At 72.9% G+C, this 24,402-nt stretch carries 26 protein-coding genes; 20 read left to right on the top strand and 6 right to left on the bottom strand.

Going from position 1 to position 24,402, the window contains the following annotated elements; genetic code table 11:
* Positions 1 to 129: 129 nt before the first annotated feature.
* From AB0H37_RS26545 to AB0H37_RS26485, 13 genes are all read left to right on the top strand, one after another.
* On the top strand, positions 130 to 1,578 hold the full coding sequence (locus AB0H37_RS26545; protein ID WP_360615936.1) for an MFS transporter: 1,449 nt from the start codon (positions 130 to 132) through the stop codon (positions 1,576 to 1,578).
* Between the two features lie 56 nt (positions 1,579 to 1,634).
* A complete protein-coding gene (locus tag AB0H37_RS26540) occupies positions 1,635 to 2,138 on the top strand; it encodes an SRPBCC family protein (RefSeq protein ID WP_179835416.1) in 504 nt (167 codons plus the stop codon).
* Complete coding sequence (locus AB0H37_RS26535) at positions 2,131 to 3,363, top strand: cytochrome P450 (RefSeq protein WP_179835415.1); 1,233 nt, start codon at positions 2,131 to 2,133, stop codon at positions 3,361 to 3,363. The genes AB0H37_RS26540 and AB0H37_RS26535 overlap by 8 nt, the downstream gene beginning before the upstream one ends.
* Positions 3,364 to 3,382: 19 nt before the next feature.
* Positions 3,383 to 4,519 (top strand): acyl-CoA dehydrogenase family protein, encoded by a 1,137-nt coding sequence (locus AB0H37_RS26530; RefSeq protein ID WP_329089825.1) that lies wholly within the window; start codon positions 3,383 to 3,385, stop codon positions 4,517 to 4,519.
* Between the two features lie 57 nt (positions 4,520 to 4,576).
* Positions 4,577 to 5,428 (top strand): LLM class flavin-dependent oxidoreductase, encoded by an 852-nt coding sequence (locus AB0H37_RS26525; protein ID WP_360615934.1) that lies wholly within the window; start codon positions 4,577 to 4,579, stop codon positions 5,426 to 5,428.
* Positions 5,428 to 6,717, top strand: coding sequence for a beta-ketoacyl-[acyl-carrier-protein] synthase family protein (locus AB0H37_RS26520; RefSeq protein ID WP_360615932.1), 1,290 nt, complete (start codon positions 5,428 to 5,430; stop codon positions 6,715 to 6,717). Before AB0H37_RS26525 ends, AB0H37_RS26520 begins: the two co-directional genes overlap by 1 nt.
* The gene (locus tag AB0H37_RS26515; RefSeq protein ID WP_360615930.1) at positions 6,714 to 7,925 is read left to right on the top strand and encodes a ketosynthase chain-length factor; all 1,212 of its coding nucleotides are present in this window, start codon (positions 6,714 to 6,716) and stop codon (positions 7,923 to 7,925) included. Before AB0H37_RS26520 ends, AB0H37_RS26515 begins: the two co-directional genes overlap by 4 nt.
* Before the next feature lie 24 nt (positions 7,926 to 7,949).
* Positions 7,950 to 9,071, top strand: a complete 1,122-nt coding sequence (locus AB0H37_RS26510; protein WP_360615928.1) for an epoxide hydrolase family protein — start codon at positions 7,950 to 7,952, stop codon at positions 9,069 to 9,071.
* Complete coding sequence (locus tag AB0H37_RS26505; protein ID WP_360615926.1) at positions 9,068 to 9,964, top strand: MBL fold metallo-hydrolase; 897 nt, start codon at positions 9,068 to 9,070, stop codon at positions 9,962 to 9,964. The genes AB0H37_RS26510 and AB0H37_RS26505 overlap by 4 nt, the downstream gene beginning before the upstream one ends.
* 13 nt (positions 9,965 to 9,977) lie before the next feature.
* Positions 9,978 to 11,699, top strand: coding sequence for a biotin carboxylase N-terminal domain-containing protein (locus AB0H37_RS26500; RefSeq protein WP_360615924.1), 1,722 nt, complete (start codon positions 9,978 to 9,980; stop codon positions 11,697 to 11,699).
* A 197-nt stretch (positions 11,700 to 11,896) separates the two neighbouring features.
* Positions 11,897 to 12,418 (top strand): hypothetical protein, encoded by a 522-nt coding sequence (locus AB0H37_RS26495; RefSeq protein WP_360615923.1) that lies wholly within the window; start codon positions 11,897 to 11,899, stop codon positions 12,416 to 12,418.
* A gap of 206 nt (positions 12,419 to 12,624) precedes the next feature.
* Positions 12,625 to 12,936, top strand: coding sequence for a hypothetical protein (locus AB0H37_RS26490; protein ID WP_360615921.1), 312 nt, complete (start codon positions 12,625 to 12,627; stop codon positions 12,934 to 12,936).
* Between the two features lie 311 nt (positions 12,937 to 13,247).
* Positions 13,248 to 13,841, top strand: coding sequence for an SPFH domain-containing protein (locus AB0H37_RS26485; RefSeq protein WP_360615919.1), 594 nt, complete (start codon positions 13,248 to 13,250; stop codon positions 13,839 to 13,841).
* Between the two features lie 9 nt (positions 13,842 to 13,850).
* Here the strand turns inward: AB0H37_RS26485 and AB0H37_RS26480 are convergent, their stop codons facing one another.
* A complete protein-coding gene (locus AB0H37_RS26480; RefSeq protein WP_329089845.1) occupies positions 13,851 to 14,981 on the bottom strand; it encodes an MFS transporter in 1,131 nt (376 codons plus the stop codon).
* Between the two features lie 356 nt (positions 14,982 to 15,337).
* Here AB0H37_RS26480 and AB0H37_RS26475 point away from each other — a divergent pair, with 356 nt between their 5' ends.
* Together AB0H37_RS26475 and AB0H37_RS26470 are read left to right on the top strand one after the other, a co-directional pair.
* Positions 15,338 to 15,904 (top strand): TetR/AcrR family transcriptional regulator, encoded by a 567-nt coding sequence (locus tag AB0H37_RS26475; protein WP_360615917.1) that lies wholly within the window; start codon positions 15,338 to 15,340, stop codon positions 15,902 to 15,904.
* Between the two features lie 14 nt (positions 15,905 to 15,918).
* Positions 15,919 to 16,656 carry a cupin domain-containing protein gene (locus tag AB0H37_RS26470; RefSeq protein WP_329089852.1) on the top strand — a complete coding sequence of 246 codons (738 nt, stop codon included), beginning with the start codon at positions 15,919 to 15,921 and terminating at the stop codon, positions 16,654 to 16,656.
* Between the two features lie 14 nt (positions 16,657 to 16,670).
* Here AB0H37_RS26470 and AB0H37_RS26465 read toward each other — a convergent pair whose 3' ends face one another.
* Complete coding sequence (locus AB0H37_RS26465) at positions 16,671 to 17,060, bottom strand: DUF302 domain-containing protein (protein WP_179835397.1); 390 nt, start codon at positions 17,058 to 17,060, stop codon at positions 16,671 to 16,673.
* A gap of 60 nt (positions 17,061 to 17,120) precedes the next feature.
* Positions 17,121 to 17,777, bottom strand: a complete 657-nt coding sequence (locus tag AB0H37_RS26460) for a pentapeptide repeat-containing protein (RefSeq protein WP_360615914.1) — start codon at positions 17,775 to 17,777, stop codon at positions 17,121 to 17,123.
* 114 nt (positions 17,778 to 17,891) lie between these two features.
* On the opposite strand from AB0H37_RS26460, the gene AB0H37_RS26455 reads away from it, so the two are divergent.
* Entirely contained in the window at positions 17,892 to 18,368 is a 477-nt protein-coding gene (locus tag AB0H37_RS26455) for a DUF4279 domain-containing protein (protein WP_360615912.1), read from the top strand.
* Between the two features lie 130 nt (positions 18,369 to 18,498).
* A complete protein-coding gene (locus tag AB0H37_RS26450; RefSeq protein ID WP_360615911.1) occupies positions 18,499 to 19,248 on the top strand; it encodes a ZIP family zinc transporter in 750 nt (249 codons plus the stop codon).
* A gap of 151 nt (positions 19,249 to 19,399) precedes the next feature.
* On the opposite strand, the gene AB0H37_RS26445 is transcribed toward AB0H37_RS26450, so the two are convergent.
* Entirely contained in the window at positions 19,400 to 20,272 is an 873-nt protein-coding gene (locus AB0H37_RS26445) for a class I SAM-dependent methyltransferase (RefSeq protein WP_360615910.1), read from the bottom strand.
* 59 nt (positions 20,273 to 20,331) lie between these two features.
* On the opposite strand from AB0H37_RS26445, the gene AB0H37_RS26440 reads away from it, so the two are divergent.
* Positions 20,332 to 20,748: a VOC family protein gene (locus tag AB0H37_RS26440; protein WP_329089865.1), complete on the top strand. Its 417-nt coding sequence runs from the start codon at positions 20,332 to 20,334 to the stop codon at positions 20,746 to 20,748.
* Here AB0H37_RS26440 and AB0H37_RS26435 read toward each other — a convergent pair.
* Entirely contained in the window at positions 20,745 to 21,239 is a 495-nt protein-coding gene (locus AB0H37_RS26435; protein WP_329089866.1) for a MarR family winged helix-turn-helix transcriptional regulator, read from the bottom strand. The two genes, AB0H37_RS26440 and AB0H37_RS26435, sit on opposite strands and share 4 nt — an antisense overlap.
* Positions 21,240 to 21,335: 96 nt before the next feature.
* Between AB0H37_RS26435 and AB0H37_RS26430 the strand changes: the two genes are divergently transcribed.
* Positions 21,336 to 23,459 (top strand): MMPL family transporter, encoded by a 2,124-nt coding sequence (locus tag AB0H37_RS26430; RefSeq protein ID WP_360615908.1) that lies wholly within the window; start codon positions 21,336 to 21,338, stop codon positions 23,457 to 23,459.
* A gap of 6 nt (positions 23,460 to 23,465) precedes the next feature.
* On the top strand, positions 23,466 to 23,972 hold the full coding sequence (locus AB0H37_RS26425) for a hypothetical protein (RefSeq protein WP_360615906.1): 507 nt from the start codon (positions 23,466 to 23,468) through the stop codon (positions 23,970 to 23,972).
* A gap of 26 nt (positions 23,973 to 23,998) precedes the next feature.
* Here the strand turns inward: AB0H37_RS26425 and AB0H37_RS26420 are convergent, their stop codons facing one another.
* Entirely contained in the window at positions 23,999 to 24,397 is a 399-nt protein-coding gene (locus AB0H37_RS26420) for a nuclear transport factor 2 family protein (protein WP_179835390.1), read from the bottom strand.
* Positions 24,398 to 24,402 lie beyond the last annotated feature (5 nt).

Here is a 24,402-nt window from a genome sequence, read left to right as displayed (position 1 = left end):
CTTCCGGTCCGAGCGGGGGTATCGAAAGGAGTACTCCGCGGTCGGTGCGAACGCGTTTCCGCCTTCGGCGCTCGGTTATCAAGCGCGACGTCAGAGAACGCCTCGTCGACCGAAGAGGAGTGATCCTCGGTGACGACAGAAACGACGGTTGCCGAGAAGGGCACGTCGGAGCGGCTCGGGCTCGTCCTCGCCGTCTGCTGCGCCGGCCAGTTCCTGGTGGTGCTGGACGCCTCGGTGATGAACGTCGCGCTGCCCTCGATCAAGACCGCGCTGCACTTCCGGACCGACTCGCTGCAATGGATCATCAACGCGTACACCATCGTGTTCGCGGGTTTCCTGCTGCTCGGCGGACGGCTCGCCGACATCTACGGGCGGCGCCGGGTCTTCCTCGGCGGCATCGCCGTTTTCACGCTCGCGAGCCTGGCCGGCGGCCTGGCCTGGAACCCGGCCTCGCTGCTCGCCGCGCGGGGCGTCCAGGGACTGGGCGCGGCCATCATGGCGCCGGCGACGCTCACCGTCCTCGGCACCACCTTCACCGACCGGGAGCGTCGCGCCCGGGCGTTCGGGCTCTGGGGGGCGGTCGCCGCGGGAGGCGGCGCGATCGGCGCGCTCGTCGGCGGGGCCATCACCGAGTGGCTCTCCTGGCGCTGGATCCTGCTCGTCAACGTCCCCGTCGGCGTCCTGCTGACGGTGGGCGCGGTGTACGCGGTCACCGAGTCCCGCAAGGAGGACGACGACCGGCGGATGGACCTGCCCGGCGCCCTCGCCATCACGGCCGGGCTGATCCTGCTCGTGTACGGCATCGTCCGGTCCGAGAAGGAGGGCTGGGACTCGCCGCAGATCGTCGCGAGCCTGGGTGTGGCCGTCGTCCTCCTGGCCCTGTTCGCGGTGAACGAGGCCCGCCGGAGGAGCCACCCGCTGGTGCCGCTCGGCATCTTCCGCAACCGCTCGGTGACGGTGGCCAACCTGGTCGCGTTCACCAGCACCGCGGCTCTGTGGGGGACGTTCTTCCTGTTCACCCTGCTGCTCCAGCTCGTCCTCGGCTACAGCCCCCTGGAGACCGGGTTCGCCTACCTGCCGCTGTCCCTCGGCATCGTCGCGGCGGCGCGCGGCATCGCCCCGCTGGTGCCGAAGGTCGGCCCTCGCCCCCTGCTGGTGGCCGGGTTGCTGCTGTCGGCGGCCGGCCTGGCCTGGCTGTCGCGCGCCGGAGCCGGCGCCGGTTTCCTGACCGACCTGTTCGGCCCGACGCTCGTCCTCGGCATCGGCCAGGGCCTGGTGTCGGCGTCGATGACCGTCGCGGGCACGTCCGAGGTCGGCTACCGCGAGCAGGGCCTCGTCTCCGGGCTGCTCAACACCAGCCGCCAGGTCGGCGGCGCGCTCGGGCTCGGCATCCTCGCCGTCGTCGCGGCCGCGCACACCTCCGACGTCGCGCACGGCGCCCACGTCACCACCCGGGCCCTCGCCGAGGGCTTCGACCGCGCCCTGCTGGTCTCGGCGCTGTTCCCGCTGCTGGGCGTGGCCGCCGCCCTCGCCGTCCCGAGGATCCGCCCGGACGAGGAGCGGGCCGCGCGCGGCTGACCCCGCCTCGACAGCATCCCGACAGGACGTCGACGGACGCGGGCGAGATTGGGGCCATGGATGCGAGCCAGTCAGCGACCTCCACCACGGTCCCTCCCGTCCGCAAGTCCGTCGACGTCTCCGTGCCGGCGGACCGGGCCTTCGCGCACTTCACCCGCCGGCCCACCGACTGGTGGCCGGAGAGCCACGTGCTGGTCGCCCGGCGGGAACGGGTGATCTTCGAACCCCGGGTGGGCGGCCGCTGGTACGAGCGTTCCACCGACGGCTCCGAGCTCGACTGGGGCCGGGTGCTCGCCTGGGACCCGCCGCGCCGCCTCGTGCTGACGTGGCGCATCGACGGCGCCTTCCGTCCCATCGACGGCGACGAGCGGGCCAGCCGCGTCGAGGTGACCTTCACCCCGCGCGGGCCCGGGTCGACCCGTGTGGAACTGGCCCACGTCGAGCTGGCGCGGCACGGCGAGGCCGCCGGGCGCATCCGCGCGGCCATCGACGGCCCGAGCCCCGGCGAGACGCTCGCGAGATTCGCCGCCACCCTCACCTCAGGAGAAGACCATGCCTGACCACGAGCACATGCCCGACCAGGAGCACCCGCACGAGGCCGAGGCGCGCGGCGCGCCCTTCCCCTGGCGCCGCCCCGGCCCGTTCGCCCCGCCCGACCGGCACCGCGAGTGCCGCGAGGCGCCGGGCCTCACCCGGGTCCCGCGGTCGGCGGGCGAGCCGACCTGGGTGGTCACCCGGTACGCGGAGGTCCGCGAGGCCCTGAACGACGAGCGGCTCGGCAACGACCGGGGCCGCCCGGGGTTCCCCGCGCCGTTCCCGATCCCCAAGGACTTCACGCTCAACTCGTCCCTGCTCGGCATGGATCCGCCCCGGCACACCGACTACCGCAAGCGCGTCGCCAAGGACTTCACCGTCCGGCGCGTCAAGCTGCTGCGGCCCCGCGTCGAGGAGATCGTGGACGGGCAGGTGGCCGCGCTGGCCGACGCGGGCCCGCCGTGCGACCTGCTCGCCGGCTTCGCCCTGCCGATCACCATCTCGGTGATCATGGAGCTGCTGGGCATCCCGCCGCGCGACAAGGACTTCCTCCACGTGCGCACCCGCACCATGTTCGGCGGGACGGCCACGGCCGCCGAGCGCAAGGAGGCGGTCAACCAGCTGGACGCCTACTTCCGCGACCTGGTCGCCGCCAAGTACGACGACCCCGGCGACGACCTCGTCTCCAAGCTCACCGGCGCGTTCCCGCGCGAGGACGACTTCGACGAGCTCGTCCACCTGACGCGGCTGCTGTTCAACGGCGGGCACGAGAGCACCGCCAGCATGATCGCGGTGGGCACGCTCGCGCTGCTGCGCCACCCGGACCAGCTCGACCTGCTGCGCGGCGACCCCGACCTCGCGCCGCAGGCCGTCGAGGAGCTGCTGCGCTACCTCAGCGTCACCGACCTCACCACGGCGCGCGTCGCGCGCACCGACCTGACGATCTCCGGCACGCCGGTGCGGGAGGGCGAGGGCGTCTTCCCGCTCACCGCCGCCGCCAACCGGGACCCCGAGGCGTTCGAGCGCCCCGACGAGCTCGACATCACCCGCGGGTCCCGCAAGCACCTGGCCTTCGGCCACGGCCGCCACCTGTGCCTCGGGTCGGAGCTGGCCCGGCTGGAGCTGGAGGTCGTCTTCCGCACCCTCTACCGCCGGCTGCCCGGACTGCGGCTCGCCGTCCCGTTCGAGGAGCTGTCCTTCAAGGACGGCGGGCTCGTGTACGGCGTCGAGGCGCTGCCCGTCACCTGGTGACCCGTCTGGAGTGATGAACGTGACCACCACCATGACCGACGAGAGCACGGCCCTGGACGCCGCCGTGCGGGCCGCCGCCGACCACGCCGACGAGGCCGACCGCACCGGCCGGCTGAGCGACGAGGCCGTCGCCGCCGTGGCCGCGACCGCCCTGCCCCGCCACTTCGTGCCCGCCCGCTGGGGCGGCGCCGAGTCCACGTTCCGTGAGCTGACCGCCGCGGTCGTCCGGCTCGGCGAGGCGTGCGCGTCCACCGCCTGGTGCGCCGCGATGCTCGCCTACACCGGCCGGTTCGCCGCCCACCTGCCGATCGAGGGCCAGCGCGACCTGTGGGACGGCACGCCGGGCACGCTGCTCGTCCCCGGCCTGGTGCCCGCCGGCTCCGCCGAGGAGACCGAGGGGGGCTTCCTGCTGCGCGGGCGCTGGCGCTACGTCAGCGGCGTCGAGTTCGCCGACTGGGCGTTCATCTCCGGGCCCGCGGGCGGCGGCATCGAGCCGCGCTTCTTCGCGGTGCCCCGCGCCGACTTCACCTTCGAACCCAGCTGGGACGCGGTCGGCATGCGCGCCACCGGCAGCCACACCCTCGTGGTGGACGAGGCGTTCGTGCCGGCCCACCGCACGGCGCTGTTCAAGGAGGTGATGGGCGGGATGAACCACACCTCGCAGGCGCCGCAGCACAACACCCCGCTCCCCGCCGTCGGCGGCCTGACCTGCATCTCCGCGCTGATCGGCGCGGCGCGCGGCGCCCTGGCGTCCGCGACCCGCACCGCCGCGGCCAAGCGCGCGTCGGGCCCGCCGGCCGGCGCCCCGCGCACCGGCGGCCCGCCGCCGGCCGGCGACGCGGCGTCGGTGGACCTCGCGACGTCCGCCGCGCGGATCGAGGCGGCCGAACTGCTGATCGACCAGGTCGTGTCGGCGCTGGACGCCGGAGAGGGCCGCCCGCGCGCGTTCGAGAACGCCAACCGCGCCTCCTATGCGGCGTCCCTGCTGGTGGAGGCGGTCAACGCGCTGATGAAGTCGGCGGGCACCGCGGCACAGGACCGGAGCGCGCCGCTCCAGCGGTGCTGGCGGGACGTCACCGTCGGCTGCTCGCACGCCGCGCTGCGCCCCGAACGCGCCGCGTCCGGCTTCGTCGAGGCGCTGGCCAAGCGCACCTGACCCCCCGACGTCGATCGGGGGTCGTCCCCCCACAAGTGACCCGGAAAGGAGTCGACGATGGAATACGGAGTGGCACTGCCCACCATGGTCCGGGGCGTCCAGGGGCGTGACCTGCTGGACTGGGCCCGCCGGGCCGAGACGGCCGGGCTCGCCGACCTGGCGGTGCTCGACCGCCTGGTGTACGGCAACGATGAGCCCCTGGTCACCCTGGCCGCCGCCGCGGCCGTGACCGAACGGATCCGGCTCACCACCGGGATCCTCATCGCCCCGTACCGGGGCAACACCGCGCTGGTCGCCAAGCAGGCCGCGTCCGTCCACCACCTGTCGGGCGGGCGGCTCACCCTCGGCGTCGCGGTGGGCGCCCGGCCGGACGACTACGCGGCGTCGGGCGCCGAGTTCGGCGACCGGGGCCGCCGCCTCGACACGATGCTCGCCGAGATGCGCAAGATCTGGGCGGGCGGCGATATCGGCCCGGAGCCGCCCGGCGGCGATCCCGAGATCCTCGTCGGCGGCCGCGCGCCGGGCGCGCTGCGCCGGGCCGTCGCGCACGGCGACGGCTACTTCGCCGCCGCCGGGCCGCCGCAGACCTTCGCCGAGCGCGCCGGCGACGTCCGCCGCCGCTGGCAGGAGGCCGGGCGCCCCGGCGCCCCGCGGGTGGTCGCGCAGGCGTACTACGCCCTCGGCCCGGACGCGGACGCCCACGTCCGCGAGCACCTCGGCGACTACTACTCCTTCGCGGGACGGCTCGCCGAGATGATGATCAAGGGCGCTCTGACGACGCCCGAGCGGCTGCGCGAGGCCGCTCGCGCCTTCGCCGACGCCGGATGCGACGAGCTCGTGCTGGTGCCCTGCGCGGCCGGGCAGGAGCAGCTCGACCTGCTCGCCGAGACGCTGCGGGAGGCCGTCTGATGTCGAGGAGGAGAACCGTCATCACCGGGATCGGCGTGGTCGCCCCCGGCGGGATCGGCACCGGGCCCTTCTGGGAGCTGATCACCTCGGGACGGACGGCGACGCGCCGCATCACCCAGTTCGACCCGTCCGCGCACCGCTGCCAGGTCGCCGCCGAGTGCGACTTCGACCCCGCCGAGGCCGGCCTCACGCCGCGGGAGATCCGGCGCAGCGACCGGTTCGTCCAGCTCGCGAAGGTGGCCGCGCGGGAGGCCGTGGACGACAGCGGCCTGTCCATCGACGGGCGCCTGGCCGAACGGACCGGCGTCGCGATGGGCAGCGCGGTCGCCGGGACCAAGAGCATGGAGAGCGAGTACGTCGTGCTCAGCGACGGCGGCGCGCACTGGAAGGTCGACCCGGCCTACGTCAGCCCGCACATGTACGACTACTTCCTGCCCAGCTCGGTGGCCGCCGAGGTCGCGCTCACCACGGGCGCCCGCGGGCCGGCCACCGTCGTGTCGACCGGCTGCACCTCCGGCATCGACTCGGTGGCGCACGCCGCCGAGGTGATCCGGGACGGCTCGGCCGACGTGGTCGTCACCGGCGGCAGCGACGCCCCGATCTCGCCGATCACCGTGACCTGCTTCGACGTGATCAAGGCGCAGTCGGTCTACAACGACGAGCCGCCGCGCGCCTGCCGCCCGTTCGACCGCACCCGCCGCGGACTGATCCTCGGCGAGGGCTCCGCCGTCCTGGTGCTGGAGGAGTACGAGCACGCCCGGCGGCGCGGCGCGCGGATCTACGCCGAGGTCGCGGGCGCGGCGTCCCGGTGCAACGCCTTCCACATGACCGGCCTCAAGCCCGACGGCCGGGAGATGGGCGAGGCGATCACCACCGCGCTCGGCGAGGCCCGGATGAACCCCGAGGACGTGGACTACGTGAACGCCCACGGCTCGGGCACCAAGCAGAACGACCGGCACGAGACGGCGGCGTTCAAGCGCGCCCTCGGCGAGCACGCCCGCCGTACCCCGGTCAGCGGGATCAAGGCGGCGGTCGGCCACTCGCTCGGCGCGATCGGCTCCATCGAGATCGCCGCGTGCGCGCTGGCGATGGCGCACGGCGTGGTGCCGCCGACCGCCAACCTGCGCGAGCCCGACCCCGAATGCGACCTGGACTACGTGCCGCTCGACGCGCGCGAACACCGCGTGCGCGGCGCGCTCACCGTCGGCAGCGGGTTCGGCGGGTTCCAGAGCGCGATGGTGTTCCGCGATCCGGAGCGAGCCCGCGACGAGGAAGGGAGTGGCGCATGAGCGGCCAGGCGGTGGTGACCGGCATCGGTGTGACCGCCCCGAACGGCATCGGCGCCCACGACTACTGGGACGCCGTCCGCGGCGGGCGGAGCGGCATCGGCCCGATCACCAGGTTCGACGCGTCCGGCTACCCGGTGGCGCTGGCGGGGGAGATCCCCGAGTGCGCGGCCGAACGGGACCTGCCCGAGCGGCTCCTGCCGCAGAGCGACCGGGTGACCAGGCTCGCCCTCGTCGCCGCCGAGCAGGCGCTGCGGGACGCGGCGGTCAAGCCGGGCGACGTGCCCGAATACCAGATGGGCGTCGTCACGGCGAGCACGTCCGGCGGCCTGGAGTTCGGGCAGCGCGAACTGCAGAAGCTGTGGGGGAGCGGCTGGCGCGACGTGAGCGCCTACATGTCCTTCGCCTGGTACTACGCGGTGCACACCGGCCAGATCTCCATCCAGAACGGGATGCGGGGCCCCGGCGGGGTCCTGGCCTCCGAGCAGTCGGGCGGCCTGGACACGCTGGCCTTCGCCCGCCGGAAGATCCGTGCCGGCACGACGATGATGGTGGCCGGAGGCGTGGACGGCACGCTCTGCCCCTACGGCATCGCGATCCAGACCGCGAGCGGAGAGCTCAGCCCGTGCACCGACCCCGAGGGGGCCTACCTGCCGTTCGACGCCGGCGCGGGCGGCTGCGTCCCGGGCGAGGGCGGAGCGATCCTCATCGTCGAGGACCGCGACGACGCGCGGGAGCGCGGCGCCCCGCAGATCTACGGCGCCGTCGCCGGGCACGGCGCGGCGTTCGACCCGGAGCCCGGCTGCGCCGACGGCCTGTACCGGGCCGCGCGGACCGCCCTCGACGACGCCGGGGTGCCCGCCGAGGCCGTGGACGTGGTGTTCGCCGACGCGGCGGGGCGCCGCGACCTGGACGACGGGGAGGCGACGGCGCTGACCCGGCTGTTCGGGGCGCGCGCCGTCCCGGTCACCGCGCCCAAGTCGATGACGGGGCGGCTGCTGTCGGGCGGCGCGGCGCTGGACCTGGCGACCGCCCTGCTGTCCCTGCGGGACGCGGTGATCCCGCCGACCGTCGGCACCCGTCCCGGCCGCGCCGACGACCGCATCGACCTGGTGGTGGACGAGCCGCGGCCCGCCGAGCTCGGGACGGCGCTCGTCCTGGCCCGGGGGCGCGGCGGCTTCGCCTCGGCGGCCGTGCTCACCGCGCCGTAGCCCTGCTCACCGAGGGAGTCCCGCATGTCCGACATCAGGCCGTACCGGGTCGCGGTCCCCGAGTCCCGGCTCGACGACCTGCGACGCCGGCTGCGCGCCACCCGGTGGGCGCCCGATCCGCCCGGCACCGGCTGGTCGCGCGGCGTCCCCACCGCCTACCTGCGCCGCCTCGCCGCCTACTGGGCCGACGGCTACGACTGGCGGCGGCACGAGGCGGACCTGAACGCCCACCCGCAGTTCGTCACCGAGATCGACGGGACCGCCGTGCACTTCCTGCACGAGCGCTCCGCGAACCCCGGCGCCGTCCCGCTGGTGCTGCTGCACGGCTGGCCGGGGTCGGTCGCCGACTTCCACACCCTGATCGGCGCTCTCAGGGACGCCTTCCACCTGGTGGTGCCCTCCCTGCCCGGCTTCGGGTTCCCGGGGCCGCCGCCGGAACCGGGATGGACCGACGAGCGGACCGCCAGGGCGCTGAACGAGCTGATGCGCCGCCTCGGATACGCCGAGTACGGGGTGCACGGCGGCGACGTCGGCGCGTTCGTGGCGCCGCGCATGGGCATGGACGCCCCGGACCGCGTCCGCGGTGTCCATGTCAACGCCCTGGTCACGGTGCCCGGCGACGACGAGGACGTCGAGGCGCTGGACGCCGCCGACCGCGAGAGGCTGGAGGCGATGCGGCGGTGGCAGGAGAACGAGGGCGCCTACCTGCGCGTCCAGGGCACCAGCCCGCAGACGCTCGCGCATGCCCACCACGACTCGCCCGCCGGGCTGCTCGCCTGGTTCGCGGAGCGGTACCGCGACCTGTCCGGTACCGCCGACCTGCCGGACGACGCACTCGGCAGGGACGCCGTCCTGACCGACGTCAGCGTCTACTGGTTCACCGGCACGGCGGGCTCGGCGGCGCACAGCTACTACGAGCGGTTCCACGACCAGGGGGAGCCTGCCGGCCGCTCCCCGGTGCCCACGGCGGTGGCGGTCTTCCCGACCGACCACGCCGTCCGGCCGTTCGCCGAGCGCGCGAACACGGTCGTCCGGTGGACGGAGTTCGGGCGGGGCGGCCACTTCCCCGCGCTGGAGGCTCCGGACCTGCTGGCCGCCGACCTCCGCGCCTTCTTCCTCGACGAGATCTTCGGGAGACCACGATGACCGAGCCGCGACTGCAACGGCTGGCCGCCGGTGTGCACGCCTACGTCCAGCCGGACGGAGGATGGTGCCTGAACAACGCCGGCGTCATCGCCTCCGGCGACACCACGATCGTGGTGGACACCGCCGCGACCATGAGACGCGCCCTGGCCCTGCGGGACGCGGTGCGCCGGGTGGCGTCCGCGCCGCCGCGCCTCGTCGTGAACACGCACTTCCACGGCGACCACACCTTCGGCAACTGCGTCTTCACGCCGGAGGCCGTCGTGCTCGCCCACCAGGGCACGCGCGAGGAGGCGATCCTCGCGGACCTGCACCTCACGGGCCTCTGGCCGGACGTCGAGTGGGGCGACCTGCGCCTCGAGCCGCCGGCGCTCACCTACGAGCGGCGGATGACGCTGCACGCCGGGGACCTGCGCGCCGAGCTGTTCCGCCTCGGCCCCGCCCACACCCGCGACGACACCGTCGTGTGGCTGCCGGACCAGCGCGTCCTGTTCGCCGGAGACCTCGTCATGTCGGGCGTCACCCCGTTCTGCATGATGGGTTCGGTCGAGGGCTCGCTGCGCGCGATCGAGACGCTGCGCGGCCTGGAGCCGGCCGTCGTCGTGCCCGGCCACGGACCCGTCGGCGGGCCCGAGCTGCTGGACGAGACGGAGCACTACCTCCGCTGGACGCGAGAACTGGCCCAGCGGGGCCTCTCCGACGGGCTGGACCCCCTGGAGATCGCGCGCCGAGCCGAGCCGGACCGGCGGCTGCTCGACCCCGAGCGCCTCGTCCCGAACCTGCGCCGCGCCTGCGCCGAGGAGCGCGGCGCCCCGCCCGGCGAGCGCATGGACGTCGCCGCGATGTTCGAAGAAATGATCACCTACCACGGCGGCCCGCTGCCCTGCCGAGCCTGATCCGGAGGAGACCGTGCGCAAGATCCTGATCGCGAACCGGGGCGAGATCGCGGTCCGCGTCGTGCGGGCGTGCCGCGACGCGGGCCTCGCCAGCGTGGCCGTGTACGCCGATCCGGACGTCGGGGCGCCGCACGCGCGGATGGCCGACGAGGCGTACGCGCTCGGCGGCGCCACCCCCGCGGACACCTACCTGGACATCGGCAAGGTGCTCAAGGCGGCGGCGGACGCGGGCGCCGACGCCGTGCACCCCGGCTACGGGTTCCTGTCCGAGAGCGCCGAGTTCGCCCGGGCCGTCATCGACGAGGGCCTCGTCTGGATCGGTCCGCCCCCGTCCGCCATCGACCTGCTCGGCGACAAGGTGCAGGCCCGCCGCGTCGCCCGCGAGCAGGGCGCCCCGCTCGCCCCAGGGACGCCCGAGCCGGTGTCCGGCGCCGGCGAGGCCGTGGCGTTCGGACGCGAGCACGGCCTGCCCGTGGCGATCAAGGCCGCGTTCGGCGGCGGCGGCCGGGGCCTCAAGGTGGCCCGCACCCTCGACGAGATCCCCGATCGCTTCGAGTCGGCCGTCCGCGAGGCCGAGACGGCGTTCGGGCGCGGCGAGTGCTTCGTCGAGCGCTACCTCGACCGTCCCCGGCACGTCGAGACCCAATGCCTGGCCGACCGGCAGGGGAACGTCGTCGTGGTGTCCACCCGCGACTGCACCCTGCAGCGCCGCCACCAGAAACTCGTAGAGGAGGCCCCCGCGCCCTTCCTCACCGAAGAGCAGCGGCGGACGCTGTACGAGTCGTCCAAGAAGATCCTGCGGGCCGCCGGCTACGTGGGCGCGGGCACCTGCGAGTTCCTGGTCGCCGCCGATGGCGCGCTGTCGTTCCTGGAGGTCAACACCCGGCTCCAGGTCGAGCACCCGGTCACCGAGGAGGTCACCGGCATCGACCTGGTCAGGGAGATGTTCCGGATCGCCGAGGGTGAAGCGCTCGGCTATGGCGACCCCGCCCCCCGCGGCCACGCGGTGGAGTTCCGGATCAACGCCGAGGACCCGGGCCGCGGCTTCCTGCCCGCGACCGGGACGCTCGCGGCCTGGCGGCCCCCCTCCGGCCCGGGCGTTCGCCTGGACGGCGGCTGCGCCGAGGGCCAGGAGATCCCGGGCCAGTTCGACTCCCTGCTCGCCAAACTCGTGGTCACCGGCCCGACCCGCGACATCGCCCTGCAGCGCGCCCGCCGCGCCCTGGCGGAGTTCGAGGTGGCCGGGATCCCGACCGTCCTGCCCTTCCACCGCGCGGTCGTCGAGGAGAAGGCCTTCACCGGCGAGCCCTTCGACGTCCACACGGCCTGGATCGAGTCCGACCAGTCGCCCTCGGTCCCTCCCTGCCCGGACTCCTCCGAGGCCCCCGCCCCGCCCGTCCGCAAGCCCGTCACCGTCGAGGTGGACGGCAAACGCGTCGAGGTCGTCCTGCACTCGTCCGCCGACGCTCCGGCGGCGCCCTCCCGCCCCCGGCCCCGCAGGGCCAAGGCCAAGGAGGACAACGGCGACGCCCTGGTCTGCCCGCTGCAGTCCACCATCGTGAAGGTCCTCGTCGAAGAGGGCGACACCGTGGCCGCCGGCGACACCATCGTCGTGGTGGAGGCGATGAAGATGGAGCAACCCCTGACCGCGCACAAACCCGGCACCGTCTCCGCGCTCAACGCCAGCCCCGGTCGGCCCGTGACCAACGGCGCCGAGATCTGCCTGATCCGCTGATCACGTGTTCGGCGGCAGGGCGATGCCGCACATCGGGGCTGCACTGGAGGGGTTCGTTTAACTGAACCGGCTGTCTTAATAGGAGCGGACCGACCAATACTCGGTTATGGGGCATCGAATTCTCTCGATTTGCTTGTCCTGCCGGGCTATTAATAGGAAACTTAACTATCAATAGCCCCCCGCCCCTAGGACTCCCCATGTCGGTAGAGACTCCCTTGCGGCCCTCGCCGCCCGTGGCATCCGAGCGCCCGGCCCTTTACGCCCTCGCGGCAGGACGGCTCTTCCTGGGCTGGACCTTCTTCTGGGCCTTCGTCGACAAGCTCTTCGGCCTCGGCAGGCCCGCGGAGAAGGGCTGGCTGGCCGGCGTCTCGCCGTCCGAGGGCTTCCTCGGCCACACCCAAGGCCCGTTCAAGGAGATCTTTCACGCGATGGCCGGCATGGTCTGGGTCGACGCCCTCTTCATGTTCGGGCTCGGCGGCCTCGGCATCGCGCTGCTCCTCGGGATCTGCCTCCGCCTCGCCGCGATCGGCGGCACCGTCCTCCTCGCCATGCTGTGGGCGGCGTCCCTCTGGCCGGACGCCAATCCCTTCATGGACATGCACTGGATCTACGCCGCCATGTTGATCTCCGCCGCGCTCGCCGACGCCGGAAGGCCGCTCGGGCTCGGACGTTTCTGGGAACGGCTCCCGCTGATCCGCCGCCACCCCCTCCTCCGCTGACGACTGCCGCACCAGGAACTCATGCCACTGGAGCACCGGTGGCCCGCTGAGGAAAATCCTTTCCCAGCCAAATCGAGCGCGCCCTTTCCGGTGGACCTCGCTCACCACTCCGTTGGACGGCGCGAGCGTATTGTGACCTGCAGGGTATAACTGTGAGTAACGGCATGGGCGCATAATGTTCCTACACTCCGAAAGGAAGGAACCTTATGGACCTACAGACGATCCAGTCGAGTGTCGAGACTCCGTCCGAGCGCTCCGCCGACGCCGTCTTCACCGGCACCGCCGTCTTCGTCGCGCACGGCCAGGTGATCCTCAACGCCACCTCGAACGTGTTCACCGCCGGCACGCGCGTCGTCGCCTCCATCGTCGAGATCGACAATGCCGGCGTCCCGTTCATCGGATCGGCCCGAATGACCATTCACAACGTCCGGCCGTACCAGGGAGGCGTACAGGTCTGGGCGAACATCGAATGGAACACCAACCTGCGCGTCCGGGTCAGCTACTTCTGGGAGAACTGACCCGACTGCGCGTCAGATTGTGTGTGCCGCAGTGCCGGCGCGCATTCTCTGAGAAGGGGTTCCGGCCATGGTTGGGCCCCCTTTCCCCAGCGCCCCCAAGACAGGGGAGCGCCACAGCAGGACCGCGTCACCGCCGGCGCGGCGTGACCCTCGCGCCCGAGCCACACCACCCTGACGCCGACACGACTGACGGCGGGCTTCTGCAGGGCCGGTCCCGCTGATTTGGTGGTCGCACCCGATGGCCAGGCGGCCGCCCGGCGGTCACGATGGAAGCACAGGCCGCCAGCCACCGGACCGGCAGGGGAGGATGCGTGACCGAGGGCCTTCCGAGAGACCAACTGCTGCCCGGCTTCCTCACCTGGACGTCGCTGGCCCTCCTCACGTGCCTCGTCCTGATCACGGTGCTGGCCATCGCGTCGCTGCGGGTGGTCCCTGAAGGAGAACGCCTCGTGATCTCCCGCCTCGGCGGTCCCGCCACGGTGCGCGGACCCGGCCGGATGCTGGTGGTGCCGGGCATCGACCGATGGGTCCGCGTCCCGAGGAAGTGGGATCCCCTCGACATATGGCTGGAGGCCCCCACGCGCGACGGGGTGCTCCTGCGGCTGAAGGCCGTGGCCCTGATCTCGGTGTTCGACCCCGCCCGCTACGCGTTGCGGCCGGTTCCAGAGGCGGCGGCGATCAGCGTCATCGTGGAGGGCCATCTGCGCCGCCATGTGGCGGAGCGGCGCCTGAACGAACTGGGCGACCTGATCCCGGGCCGGACGCCCCCACTGACCGCCGACCTCGACGACGCCGTCGGCGAGTGGGGCCTGAAGATCACCCTGCTGGAGATCGTCCGAGCCGACGTCCCCCTCGTCGGCCTCCATCGCTGGCTGACCGGCGACACCCCCGTCCCGCCGACGTGAGCCGATCACTCAGGCCCGGCTGACCACGGTCACGACCATGACGATCGCGGCGGCTCCGCCGAGAATCATGATCGTCGAGGGGGATGTGCGGTCCATGACGACTCCGCCGAGGAGGGCGCCGGTCGACAGCGTCGCCTGGAACGAGGCCGTGAACAGTACGGAGGCCGCCTCCGGGGCGTCCGGGGCCGCTCTGGCGAACCAGGTCTGCGAACAGACCGGAACGGCGCCATAGCCGGCACCCCACAGGACGAGCAGCGCGATGGCGGCCGGATCCCACCGCCCCAGCAGAGGAAGCGCCAGGGTGGCGAAGGCGATCAGACCTCCGGCCACGGCGAAGGTGGCGTGCGGATGGCGGGCCAGAGCCGTGCCCGCGAGAAAGTTGCCCAGGACGCCCGCCACGCCGTAGGCCAGCAGGAACACCGTGATCAGCCCTGAGGACACATGCGTCACCCGTTCCAGGAAGGGCGTGACGTAGGTGTACGCGCCGAAGTGCGCGAGGACGACCAGGACGGTCACCACGAGCGCGAACCGGGTGTCGAGGCCCCGCATCATGGTGCGCAGCGCGGTGAGGCGGGTGGCCCTCTCAGCGGGCAGCGGGGGGACCAGCACGGCGAGCGCGATGAGCACCGCCACCGACAGCAGGCCCATCACCGCGAAACTGGTCCGCCACCCCGCGAGATCTCCGATCAGCGTCCCGAGCGGCACGCCGAGGACCGATCCCAGCGGGACGGCCGAGAAGACGACCGCGGTCGCCCGGCGCGTCGCGTGTGCCGGGACCAGCCGGTCGGCCAGGCCCGCCCCGATCGACCAGAAGCCGCCGATGACCGCGCCGACGAGGACGCGTGACACGAGCATCGCCCAGTACGCCGGGGCGGCGGCGGCGATGAAGTTCGCCGACGCCAGCAGGAACATGCAGGCGCACAGCATGAGCCGCCGGTCGATCCGCGCCGTCGCGACGGTGACCGTGGGCGCGGCGGCCGCCGCCAGGTATCCGGGCATGGTCATCATCAGCCCGGCCGTCCCGTCGGAGACGGTGAAGCCGGAGCCGATGGACGTCAGCAGCCCGATCGGCAGGATCTCGGTGGTGACGATCGCGAAGATCCCCATCATCACCGAGAGCACCGCCGGCCAGTTGGCCACCGCCGACCGCCTCGACGCGGAGGAGCCTTCGGTCAAAGAGGTCGCTGTGGACATCGGTTCCGTCCTGTGAGGGGCAGTTGTGGTGATCGCCCACTCAACAGGCGTCGCCCGCGCAGGTCTGGCGGGTTCGCGACGTCATGGTCGCCGCGCACTATTGGCGGATAATCAACAAGCGTCCAGTGCCGTCGCGACGCGGGAGGGGTGCCTCGCGGTCGACGGCCTCCGCGCCGTAGCCCTCGATCAGCGGCCCGGGCACGGGTCCGCGGCGGGGAGGGCGCCCCGCCCCGCCGCGGTGATCGGGAAGGGAACGTCGACACGGGCTCGCTTCTGTACCTATTGGTATGTACACTGGCGGGGTGAGTGCGAGAGAACGGCTGGTGGAGAGTGCGCGCGAGTTGCTGTGGGAGCGCGGGTACGTGGGGACCAGCCCCAAGACGATCCAGCAGCGGGCCGAGGCAGGTCAGGGCAGCATGTACCACCACTTCGCGGGCAAGGAGGAACTTGCTCGCGCCGCGATCGACCGCACCGCCGAGGAGATGCGGGCCGCCATCGACGTCCAGCTGTCCGAGCCGGGTGCGGCCGTCGAGCGCATCGCCGCCTACCTGCACCGGGAACGGGACGTCCTGCGGGGCTGCCCCATGGGTCGGCTGACTCAGGACCCCGACGTCATCGCCACGCCCACGCTGCGCGAACCCGTCGAGGAGACCTTCGCCTGGCTGCGAGCCCGACTGGCGGCGGTGGTGCAGGAAGGGGTGGATCGCGGAGAACTGGAGTCTTCGGTGGCACCTGCGTCCACCGCGGCCGCGATCGTCGCCACACTCCAGGGCGGCTACGTCCTCGCGCGCGCCGCCGACTCCCCGGAGCCCTTCGACCAGGCGATCGAAGGAATCCTCGCGCTGCTCGCCGCGCGCACCGTCCGCTGACCTTGGAGAAACGCATGCAGATAACCCGTGGACCCGTCGGCGGCACCGCCGCCCCGGCGGAATGGTTCACCGGTGACGCCTGGATCGCGCCGGTGGCCGAACCCGGGGCACGGACGCAGGGCGACAGCGTGCGCTTCGCCCCCGGAAGCCGCACCGTGTGGCACCGGCACCCGCTCGGACAGGTGCTCGTCGTCACCGAGGGCACCGGGCGTGTGCAGCGCCGTGGTGGGCCGGTCGAGACGATCCGGGCCGGCGACATCGTGCGCATCGCGCCCGGCGAGTGGCACTGGCATGGAGCCGCACCCGCCGTCCCGATGACGCATCTGGCCATCGAGCCGATACCGGACGACGGTACTTCCGCCGAGGCCGGGGAGCCGGTCGGCGACAGTGAGTACCACGGCGGCCTCGCGGAGGACGTCCCGCAGGTCACCCGGACGGTGGTGCTCGACCAGCCGCTGTCGCGACCCCGCAGCACGCACCGGGTCGAGGTCCGGCGCATCACCATCGCGCCCGGCCACGCGGCCGGGTTGCACGTGCACAACGGGCCGGTGTTCGGCAGCATCGAGACCGGTTCGGCCGTCTACCAGATCGAAGGCGAAGCGGCGGCCGTCCTCGGCCCCGGTGACGTGTTCCACGAGCCCGAGGGCGCCCGCATCGCGCGCTTCGACGCCGAGGAGGACGGCGTGACCTTCCTCGGGTACTTCCTGCTCGCCGCCGACGAGGCCGCCGAGATGGAGTTCCCCGACCGCTGAGCGCGGTGCCGGGATCAGGCGTCCAGCCGCCTCAGCGCGGTGGCGAGCCGCTCCGCCACCTCGTCGGCGACCGGCTCCAGATCGGGACGGTCGCTGACCGAGACCATGACCTGCGGGTCCAACGCCTCCACGACGGTGTCGTCGCCGTCGGCGCGCACCACCACGTTGCAGGGCAGCAGCGGGCCGATCCGCTGGTCGACGCCGAGTGCCCGGTGCGCGAGCCGGGGGTTGCAGGCTCCCAGGATGAGGTAGTCGTCCATCGTCTCGCCGAGCTTCTCGCGCAGGGTGGCCCGCACGTCGATCTCGGTCAGCACGCCGAAGCCCTGGACCTTCAGGACCGCGCGCACCTGCTCGACGGCCTCGCCGTACGGCCGGTGAAGCCGGACGCTGATCGCGTAGCTCATGATGCTCCCCCTAAGAGGTGCCTTCCCCGTGGAGCTCCCGCGACGCATGCCCGGGGCCGGTCAGTCCTCGATGGTGATGCCGAGTTCCGCCGCGAACGCGTCCAGGAGGCTCATCGCGTCACCGCTCGCGACGATCGCCCCCCGGAACGAGTCCAGGCCGGCGACGCCGCGCAGGTCACAGCCGCGGAACCGGACCGTTCTCATCTCGGCCCCGGAGAACTGGGCGCCGCCGAGCCGGCAGTTCTCGAAGCGGACGCCGGTCATCTCGGCGGACTGGAACGTCGCCTCGGTCAGGTTGCAGTCGCGGAACACCACGTCCCGCAGATGCGCGAACCTGAAGCCGGTGAGGTCGGCGCGGCATCCCTCGACCAGCACGTCCCGCAGGCCGCTCTCGGCGAGCTGCATCCCCGTCATCCGCGCGTTCGTGATCTGCACGTTGAACATCCGGGAGTTGAACGCCCGCAGGTTCGCCAGGTCCGCGTCGCTGAACGCGCAGTCCGCGAGCCCGGCCCGGTGCAGGACCAGCCCGGAGAAGACGGTCTGGGTGAACCGGCAGCGTTCGAACCCGACGTCCTCGACACCGTCCGGGTCGTCCATGGACAGGGTGTCCGCGCCGTACTCCAGCGACAGGTACTTCCCGTCATGCCGGATGTGCCGCTCGACCTTTCCGGCGGGCGTGAGCCTGCGGGGGATCCGCGGCGTCTTGGGCTCTCTCACGGGGGAAGAGGCGTGGGTACGAGCGGGCATGCGGCCGACCCTACTAGCCGACGGCGCCCGGCCCCGTCCCGCTTCGCCGCGGAGCCCGGCGCCGGACGCCGGTATCGTGCCCGCGTGCGGATCTCCCAGTACGCCTACTTCGCCGTGAAATCGAGACGGATGTCAGCGGACGAGATCACGGCGCGGTTGGGCATCGATCCGGACGAGAGGGTCGTGCGCGGCGGCCGCGATGCGCGCCCGCCCCGTCCGGCCAGGCACGTTTGGCGGGTCGTCTGCCGGAAGCCGCACCTGACCGTGGACGAGCAGATCGCGCGGGTCGTGGACAGGCTGTTCGAGCACGCCGGGACCATCGGCACCCTGGTAGCGGAGCTCGACCGCGCGGACGGAGAGATCCATGCAGGCACGCTGCAGGTGGTCCGGGTGTTCGAGGATCCGCAGGGTGAGGAGGACGACCTGACCGGCCCGGTCGAGGGCCTGGAGAAACTCGCCGGTCAGCACCGGCTGCTGGGCTGGCACCTCGACGGGCGGACGCTGGAGTTCCTCCGGCTGACGAGAGCCGAACTGGACGTCGACGAATACGCCTACGGGTGACCCCCGTCCAGGCCGGCGCCGTTGACCGGGTCTGAGCTCCGGGACGTTTCAGCCGAGCCCGCCGGGTAGCCGATGCGGCGCGTCGGACGGCATCGCGTCCGGCGTTCGGGTCATGGTCGAAGGGAGAGCCGTGCAGGGAGCGTTGCAGGCCGGCGGGTGGGGCCTGCTTGCCGGGTCGGCGTTGGTGATGGGCGCCCTGGCCGGCTTCCTCGTGCCGGTTCCGGCGCGGATCGTGGCGGGCGTGATGGCGTTCGGCAGCGGTGTCCTGCTGTCGGCGGTGTCGTTCGACCTGATCGCCGAGGCGAACGAGCGGGGCGGGCTGACCCCGACGGTGATCGGTGCGCTGATCGGCGCGGTGCTCTATGCCGGCGCCGACACCGTCCTGGCCTGGAGGGGCGCGCGGCACCGCAAGCGCTCGGGCGGTCAGCAGCCGTCGGAGGAGCAGCAGCCCGGATCGGGGAGCGCGATCGCCCTGGGCGCGCTGCTGGACGGCGTCCCCGAGTCCATCGTGATCGGCACGAGTCTTCTGGGCGGCGGCGCGGTCAGCCTGGTCACCGTGGTCGCGGTGTTCATCAGCAACGTGCCCGAAGGGCTCTCCAGCGCCTCGGGGATGCGCCGGGCGGGACGCGGCCGCGGCTACGTCTTCGGGCTGTGGAGCGGGATCGCGGTGATCAGTGCCCTGGCGGCGGTCTTCGGTTACACGGTGCTCGGCGACGCCTCCGCCGACGTCCTGGCCGGCATCACCGCGCTGGCCGGCGGCGCCATCCTCACCATGATCACCGACACGATGATCCCCGAGGCCTACGAGGACACGCACCTGCTCACCGGATTGATCATCGTCGTGGGGTTCCTGGCGGCGTTCGCCCTGTCCCACGCCTGACCGGCGGTGTCGGGAGGCGGGGCCCGCGCCGGCGGGCCACGCGACCGGCCGCCGACATCTCCTTCGCGCCACCGGCCGTGCGCGTGTCACCCGGCATACGAGGAAGGCCGAGCGCAACCGGAAGGCCACGTGCCCGGCCCGGCAGCCGGGGCTAGCGGTCGGCGATCAGGACGCGGCCGGAACGGAGGGACCGCCGGCCGCGCACGGGCATGGTGAGCGCGCCGGCCAAGGCGAGCAGGTCGGTGTCGCGGGCCACCGCGTAGCCCTGCCCGGTCAGCAGCTCGCGCATGGCGGCCGGTGTCCAGGCCGACCTCCACGGTTCGCGCGCCATCGGGTCGGGTTGCCGGGACAGCCGCCTCATCGCACGGGCCGCCGGCCGGCCGAGCGAGGCGACCAGCGACGGTGACTGGTAGTTGACGACGAGCCGGCTCCCCGGCGCGGAGGCCTCGGCGACGGCTCGTAGCGTGGCCGTCACCTCGGCGCGGGTCAGGTAGGGGACCACGCCTTCCCAGATCCAGGTGGTGGGCCGGCCGGTCCGGTACCCGGCCGCCTTCAGGGAGTCGTCGAGCCTGTCGGCGGTGAAGTCGACGGGCACGAAGGTGACCTTCCCGGCGGGCGAGGAGAGGGCCGCGGCGCGCTGCCGCTTGTCCTGCTGGGAACTTGGGTGGTCGACCTCGAAGACGGCGGTTCCGGCGAGCTCGGGCATCCGCCACGCCCGTCCGTCCAGGCCGGCGCCCAGGATCACGACCTGCGGGTGGGTGCGCTCCCTGACGGCGTCGTCGATGGCGACCGTGCGGGGCACCAGCCCCTCGGCCGTGGCCCGCAGGAACTCGTACTCCAGCCGGGGTCCCCAGCCCTCGGGAGGCACGCCCGAGCGGGCCTGCTCCACCGCGACGAGTTCTTCGGGGCGGAGCAGCACCGACGCGGTGGGATCGTCGAACCGGTCGGGGGCCAGACGGCCGTGCGCCACGGCCCGGGCCTGGCAGACGAGCACGGCGGTACGGCTGCCCTGCGTCTTGTCCATGCCGGGTGTCCCTTCGTTCCATGGCCGCGTGATCGCTCGGACGACCGCACCGTACCCTCATGACGGTGCGGCTCGATCTCATCACGATCGTCGTGGACGACTACGACGACGCCATCGCGTTCTTCACCGGCGCTCTCGGGTTCGACATGGTCGAGGACTCGCCTTCGCTCACCAACGACGGCCGTCCCAAGCGGTGGGTGGTGGTCCGGCCGCCGGGTGCTCAGACGGGCATCCTGCTCGCCCGCGCGGACGGCCCGCACCAGGCCGCCGTGGTCGGGAACCAGGTCGCGGGGCGCGTGGGGTTCTTCCTGCGGGTGGAGGACTTCGACGCCGCCTACGAACGCATGACGATCGCGGGCGTGGAGTTCGTCACCCGGCCCCGATCCGAACCCTACGGACGCGTCGCCGTCTTCCTCGATCTCGCCGGAAACCGCTGGGACCTGCTCGGTCCCGCCCAGAACGCGCCGTCGGCCTAGCGGCCCGAACCGTGAGCGCGGAGCTTGGACAGTTCCTCGTTCATCGCGCGGAGGAAGCGCAGGATGAGGCGCAGTTCCTCCTCGCTGAACCCGCCCCGCGCCGCCTCGGTGCTCTCCGCCAGCGGGCGGAAGTACTCGCGGGCCATGGTCATGGCGGACGGCTCGTACCGCAGATGGACGACCCGCCGGTCGGCCGGGTCGCGCGCCCGGGTGATGTGGCCGAGGCGTTCGAGGCGGTCGAGGCAGGCGGTGACCGCGCCGGAGGTGACGTTCAGCTCCTCGCGCAGCCGCCCCGGGGTCATCGGCCGGTCGGGGGTGCGCTGCCGTGCGTCCATGATCGCGACCAGGGCCTGGACGTCGGTCGGGTGCAGGCCGCTGGCATGGGCGAACTCGTGCGCGATCCGGTTGAACTCGGAGTTCAACCGGCGCAGCTCGACGGCGAACGACCGGAGGCCGGCGGGACCCTCCGTCTCCTCCGCTCCCTCGGCCATGCCGATCAGATTACAATAACTCAATCATTGAGATAGTTAATGATTGAGGTATTTGTGGGTATGGCCGCGGCAGGTCGAACTCGCTGGGAGGAACCGATGCGAACACCGCCGCGCCCGATCCGCTGGGCGATCCCGGCAGTGCTGCTCCTGGTCTGGCTGGCCGTCGGCGGCGCCTTCGGCCCCTATGCCGGGAAGCTCGGTGAGGTCTCCACCAACGACCAGGCGGCCTTCCTGCCGCGCAGTGCCGAGTCCACCCAGGTCCTGCGGGCGCAGCAGGCCTTCGATGAGAAGGAGACCGTCCCCGCCATCGTCGTGTGGACGGTGAACGGCCGCGTCTCCGACGCCCAGCGGGAAGCGGCGACCCGCGCGCTCGCCGGGCTGCGGGGCGCGCCCGGCACGCTCGGGACACCGTCGCCGGCCCTGCGCTCGGACGACGGCCGGGCGATGGAGGGCGTCGTCCCGCTCAGCCCCGACCTCGACGACGAACTGCCGGCCGTGCTGGACCGGGTCCGTGCGGCGGCGAAGACCGTCCCCGGGGCGACGGCGCAGATCAGCGGGCCGGCCGCCACCCGGGCGGACCTGTCGGACGCCTTCGCCGGGATCGACGGCCTGCTGCTGGGCGTCGCGCTCATCGCCGTCCTGGTCATCCTGCTGCTGGTCTACCGCAGCGTCCTGCTCCCGCTGGTGATCATCCTCGGGGCGGTGTTCGCGCTGGGCCTGGCGTGCGCGGTGGTCTACGCGCTGGCCAAGAACGACCTCGTCCGGGTCGACGGCCAGGTCCAGGGCATCCTGTCGATCCTGGTCATCGGCGCCGCCACCGACTACGCGCTGCTGCTCGCGGCCCGCTTCCGGGAGGAGGCGGCGGCCGGCCGGGACCGCTTCACCGCCGGGTGGGCGGCGGTGCGCGGATCGTTCAGCGCGATCGTCGCCAGCGGAGCCACCGTCGCGCTCGGCCTGCTCGCGCTGCTGCTCAGCAACCTCACCAACAACCGGGCCCTCGGGCCGGTGGGCGCGATCGGCATCGCCTGCGCCGTCCTCAGCGCGCTGACGTTCCTCCCGGCGGTCCTCGTCGTGCTCGGACGGATCGCGTTCTGGCCCGCGAAACCCCGGCCCCCGGCCGAAGGCGCCCGCGGGGGAAGGGGCCTCTGGGCCCGCGTCGCCGGCCTCGTCGACCTGCACCCGCGCCGCGTCGTCGCCGGAACGGGCATCGCCCTCATCGCCTGCGCCGCGTTCGCCCCGGGGCTGCGCGCCCACGGCGTCCCGCTGGAGGAGACGTTCACCAACGACGCGCCCTCGGTCGCCGCGCAGCGGACGCTCTCCGAGCACTTCCCCGGCGGTTCCGGCCAGCCGGCGATCATCATCGCCGACGCGGCGCGGGCCCAGGCCGTCACCGATGCCGCCGTCCGGACGGAAGGCGTCGCGGACGCCGCGCCCGTCGGCGAGTCCGGCCGCCCCGGCGGGCCGCCGAAGGTCGTGGACGGGCGGGTCCGGATCGACGCGACGCTGAAGGCGGCCGCCGACAGCGACGCCGCGAAGGCCGCCCTCAAGCGCCTGCGCGCCGCCGTGCACGGCGTCCCCGGGGCGGACGCGCTGGTCGGCGGCTACACGGCCCAGCAGTACGACACCCAGGAGACCGCCGCCCACGACCGGACGGTCATCATCCCGGTCGTCCTGGCGATCATCCTGGTCATCCTGGTGCTGCTCCTGCGCTCGCTGCCGCTGCCCGTCCTGCTCATCGCGACCGTCGCGCTGAACTACGTCGCCACGCTCGGTGTCGCGGCCCTGGTGTTCCGTCACCTGTTCGGCTTCACCGGCCTGGACGCCTCGGTGCCGCTCTACGGTTTCGTGTTCCTGGTCGCGCTCGGCGTCGACTACAACATCTTCCTCATGTCGCGGGTCCGGGAGGAGACGCGGCGCTGGGGCGTGCGGGAAGGCGTGCTCCGCGGCCTGACGGCGACCGGCGGCGTCATCACCTCGGCGGGAGTCGTGCTGGCCGCCACGTTCGCCGCCCTGGTCGTCATCCCGCTGTCGTTCCTGGCGCAGATCGCGTTCATCGTCGCGTTCGGCGTGCTGCTGGACACGCTCGTGGTGCGGTCCCTGCTGGTCCCGGCGCTCGTCCGGATGATCGGCCCCAAGGTGTGGTGGCCCACCCGCTTCACCCGCCACCCGCGGAACGCCGGAACAGCCGAGGCCGTCCATGCAACCCCGAGAGACAGGTGACGAGGCGTGGGCAACACCTTCGAAGCGCTGGGGACGTCCGGGGGCGATCTGTATCTGTCCAATGGCGGGACGGACGTCTTCTTCGACGTGCTCACCCTGGCCGGGTGCGCCCTCGCCGAGTCCGTCTGGGAGAGCAATCTCGTGCTGCTGTTCGCGGACGGACATCGCCTCGGCCGCGGTACGGACGGATTCGATCTGAACTCCCTGCCGTGGACGGCGGACTGGCCGGCCGAGAAGGCGTTCCTGCTGCGCGTCCTCGACCTGGCGATGACACGGCACGGCTGGGGCCTTCTCACCTACGAGCCTCCTTTCGCCCTCGACTACCTGCGCCGATACCGCGCGATGGTGGACGGATGGCCCGCCCCCGTCGCCGTGGGGACTCCGGCGACGCGGCCCGATTGGAGCGTCCCGCCACCTCCCGGATTCCTGGAGCGCTGCCCGGAGCACGGCATCTACCAAGGCATGCTGGGCTGCCGCCTCTGCGACCCGACCCTTCAGCCCCTGCCCGAGTGACGGCCCGGGGGAGTGCTCGGCGGAGATCACTCCATGCCGAGTGCGCGGGCGAGGGACTCGGTATCGGAGATCACCCAGTACTCCGCGAACCGGCCGTCTTCGGCGCGCAGGACGTCGTGGCCGCTGAACGACACCGCCGTGCCCTCGGGGGCGGTCGCTCCGGGCATGCCGCCCCTGAACCGTCCGGCGAACGTCCACCGGGCGGCGACCCGGTTCCCGTCCACGATCGGGCCCACGTCCAGCGTCACGGTGACGCCCTCGAAGGGTGCGTGCCCCTGCCGCAGAATGTCGATCAGCTCTTCGGCCCCGCGCACCTCCTGACCCGGCCAGTGCCCGACGAAATCCGGCGTGACCAGCTCGCGGGCGAGTCCGAAGTCCCCGGCCCACATCTCCAGCAGCCACCGCTCGTACAACGTGCCGATCACGCGGT

It is taken from the genome of Actinomadura sp. NPDC023710 (assembly GCF_040639875.1).
GTDB lineage: Bacteria > Actinomycetota > Actinomycetes > Streptosporangiales > Streptosporangiaceae > Spirillospora > Spirillospora citrea.
This window is presented reverse-complemented; position numbering and strand designations above follow the sequence as displayed.

Bases quoted from the DNA above. Each gene is read 5' to 3' on its own strand.
- AB0H37_RS26505 (WP_360615926.1), top strand. From the start codon at position 9,068: ATGACCGAGCCGCGACTGCAACGGCTGGCCGCCGGTGTGCACGCCTAC.
- AB0H37_RS26535 (WP_179835415.1), top strand. From the start codon at position 2,131: ATGCCTGACCACGAGCACATGCCCGACCAGGAGCACCCGCACGAGGCC.
- AB0H37_RS26525 (WP_360615934.1), top strand. From the start codon at position 4,577: ATGGAATACGGAGTGGCACTGCCCACCATGGTCCGGGGCGTCCAGGGG.
- AB0H37_RS26445 (WP_360615910.1), bottom strand. From the start codon at position 20,272: ATGGACAAGACGCAGGGCAGCCGTACCGCCGTGCTCGTCTGCCAGGCC.
- AB0H37_RS26435 (WP_329089866.1), bottom strand. From the start codon at position 21,239: ATGGCCGAGGGAGCGGAGGAGACGGAGGGTCCCGCCGGCCTCCGGTCG.
- AB0H37_RS26540 (WP_179835416.1), top strand. From the start codon at position 1,635: ATGGATGCGAGCCAGTCAGCGACCTCCACCACGGTCCCTCCCGTCCGC.
- AB0H37_RS26495 (WP_360615923.1), top strand. From the start codon at position 11,897: ATGTCGGTAGAGACTCCCTTGCGGCCCTCGCCGCCCGTGGCATCCGAG.
- AB0H37_RS26440 (WP_329089865.1), top strand. From the start codon at position 20,332: ATGACGGTGCGGCTCGATCTCATCACGATCGTCGTGGACGACTACGAC.
- AB0H37_RS26430 (WP_360615908.1), top strand. From the start codon at position 21,336: ATGCGAACACCGCCGCGCCCGATCCGCTGGGCGATCCCGGCAGTGCTG.
- AB0H37_RS26520 (WP_360615932.1), top strand. From the start codon at position 5,428: ATGTCGAGGAGGAGAACCGTCATCACCGGGATCGGCGTGGTCGCCCCC.
- AB0H37_RS26510 (WP_360615928.1), top strand. From the start codon at position 7,950: ATGTCCGACATCAGGCCGTACCGGGTCGCGGTCCCCGAGTCCCGGCTC.
- AB0H37_RS26490 (WP_360615921.1), top strand. From the start codon at position 12,625: ATGGACCTACAGACGATCCAGTCGAGTGTCGAGACTCCGTCCGAGCGC.
- AB0H37_RS26515 (WP_360615930.1), top strand. From the start codon at position 6,714: ATGAGCGGCCAGGCGGTGGTGACCGGCATCGGTGTGACCGCCCCGAAC.
- AB0H37_RS26465 (WP_179835397.1), bottom strand. From the start codon at position 17,060: ATGAGCTACGCGATCAGCGTCCGGCTTCACCGGCCGTACGGCGAGGCC.
- AB0H37_RS26470 (WP_329089852.1), top strand. From the start codon at position 15,919: ATGCAGATAACCCGTGGACCCGTCGGCGGCACCGCCGCCCCGGCGGAA.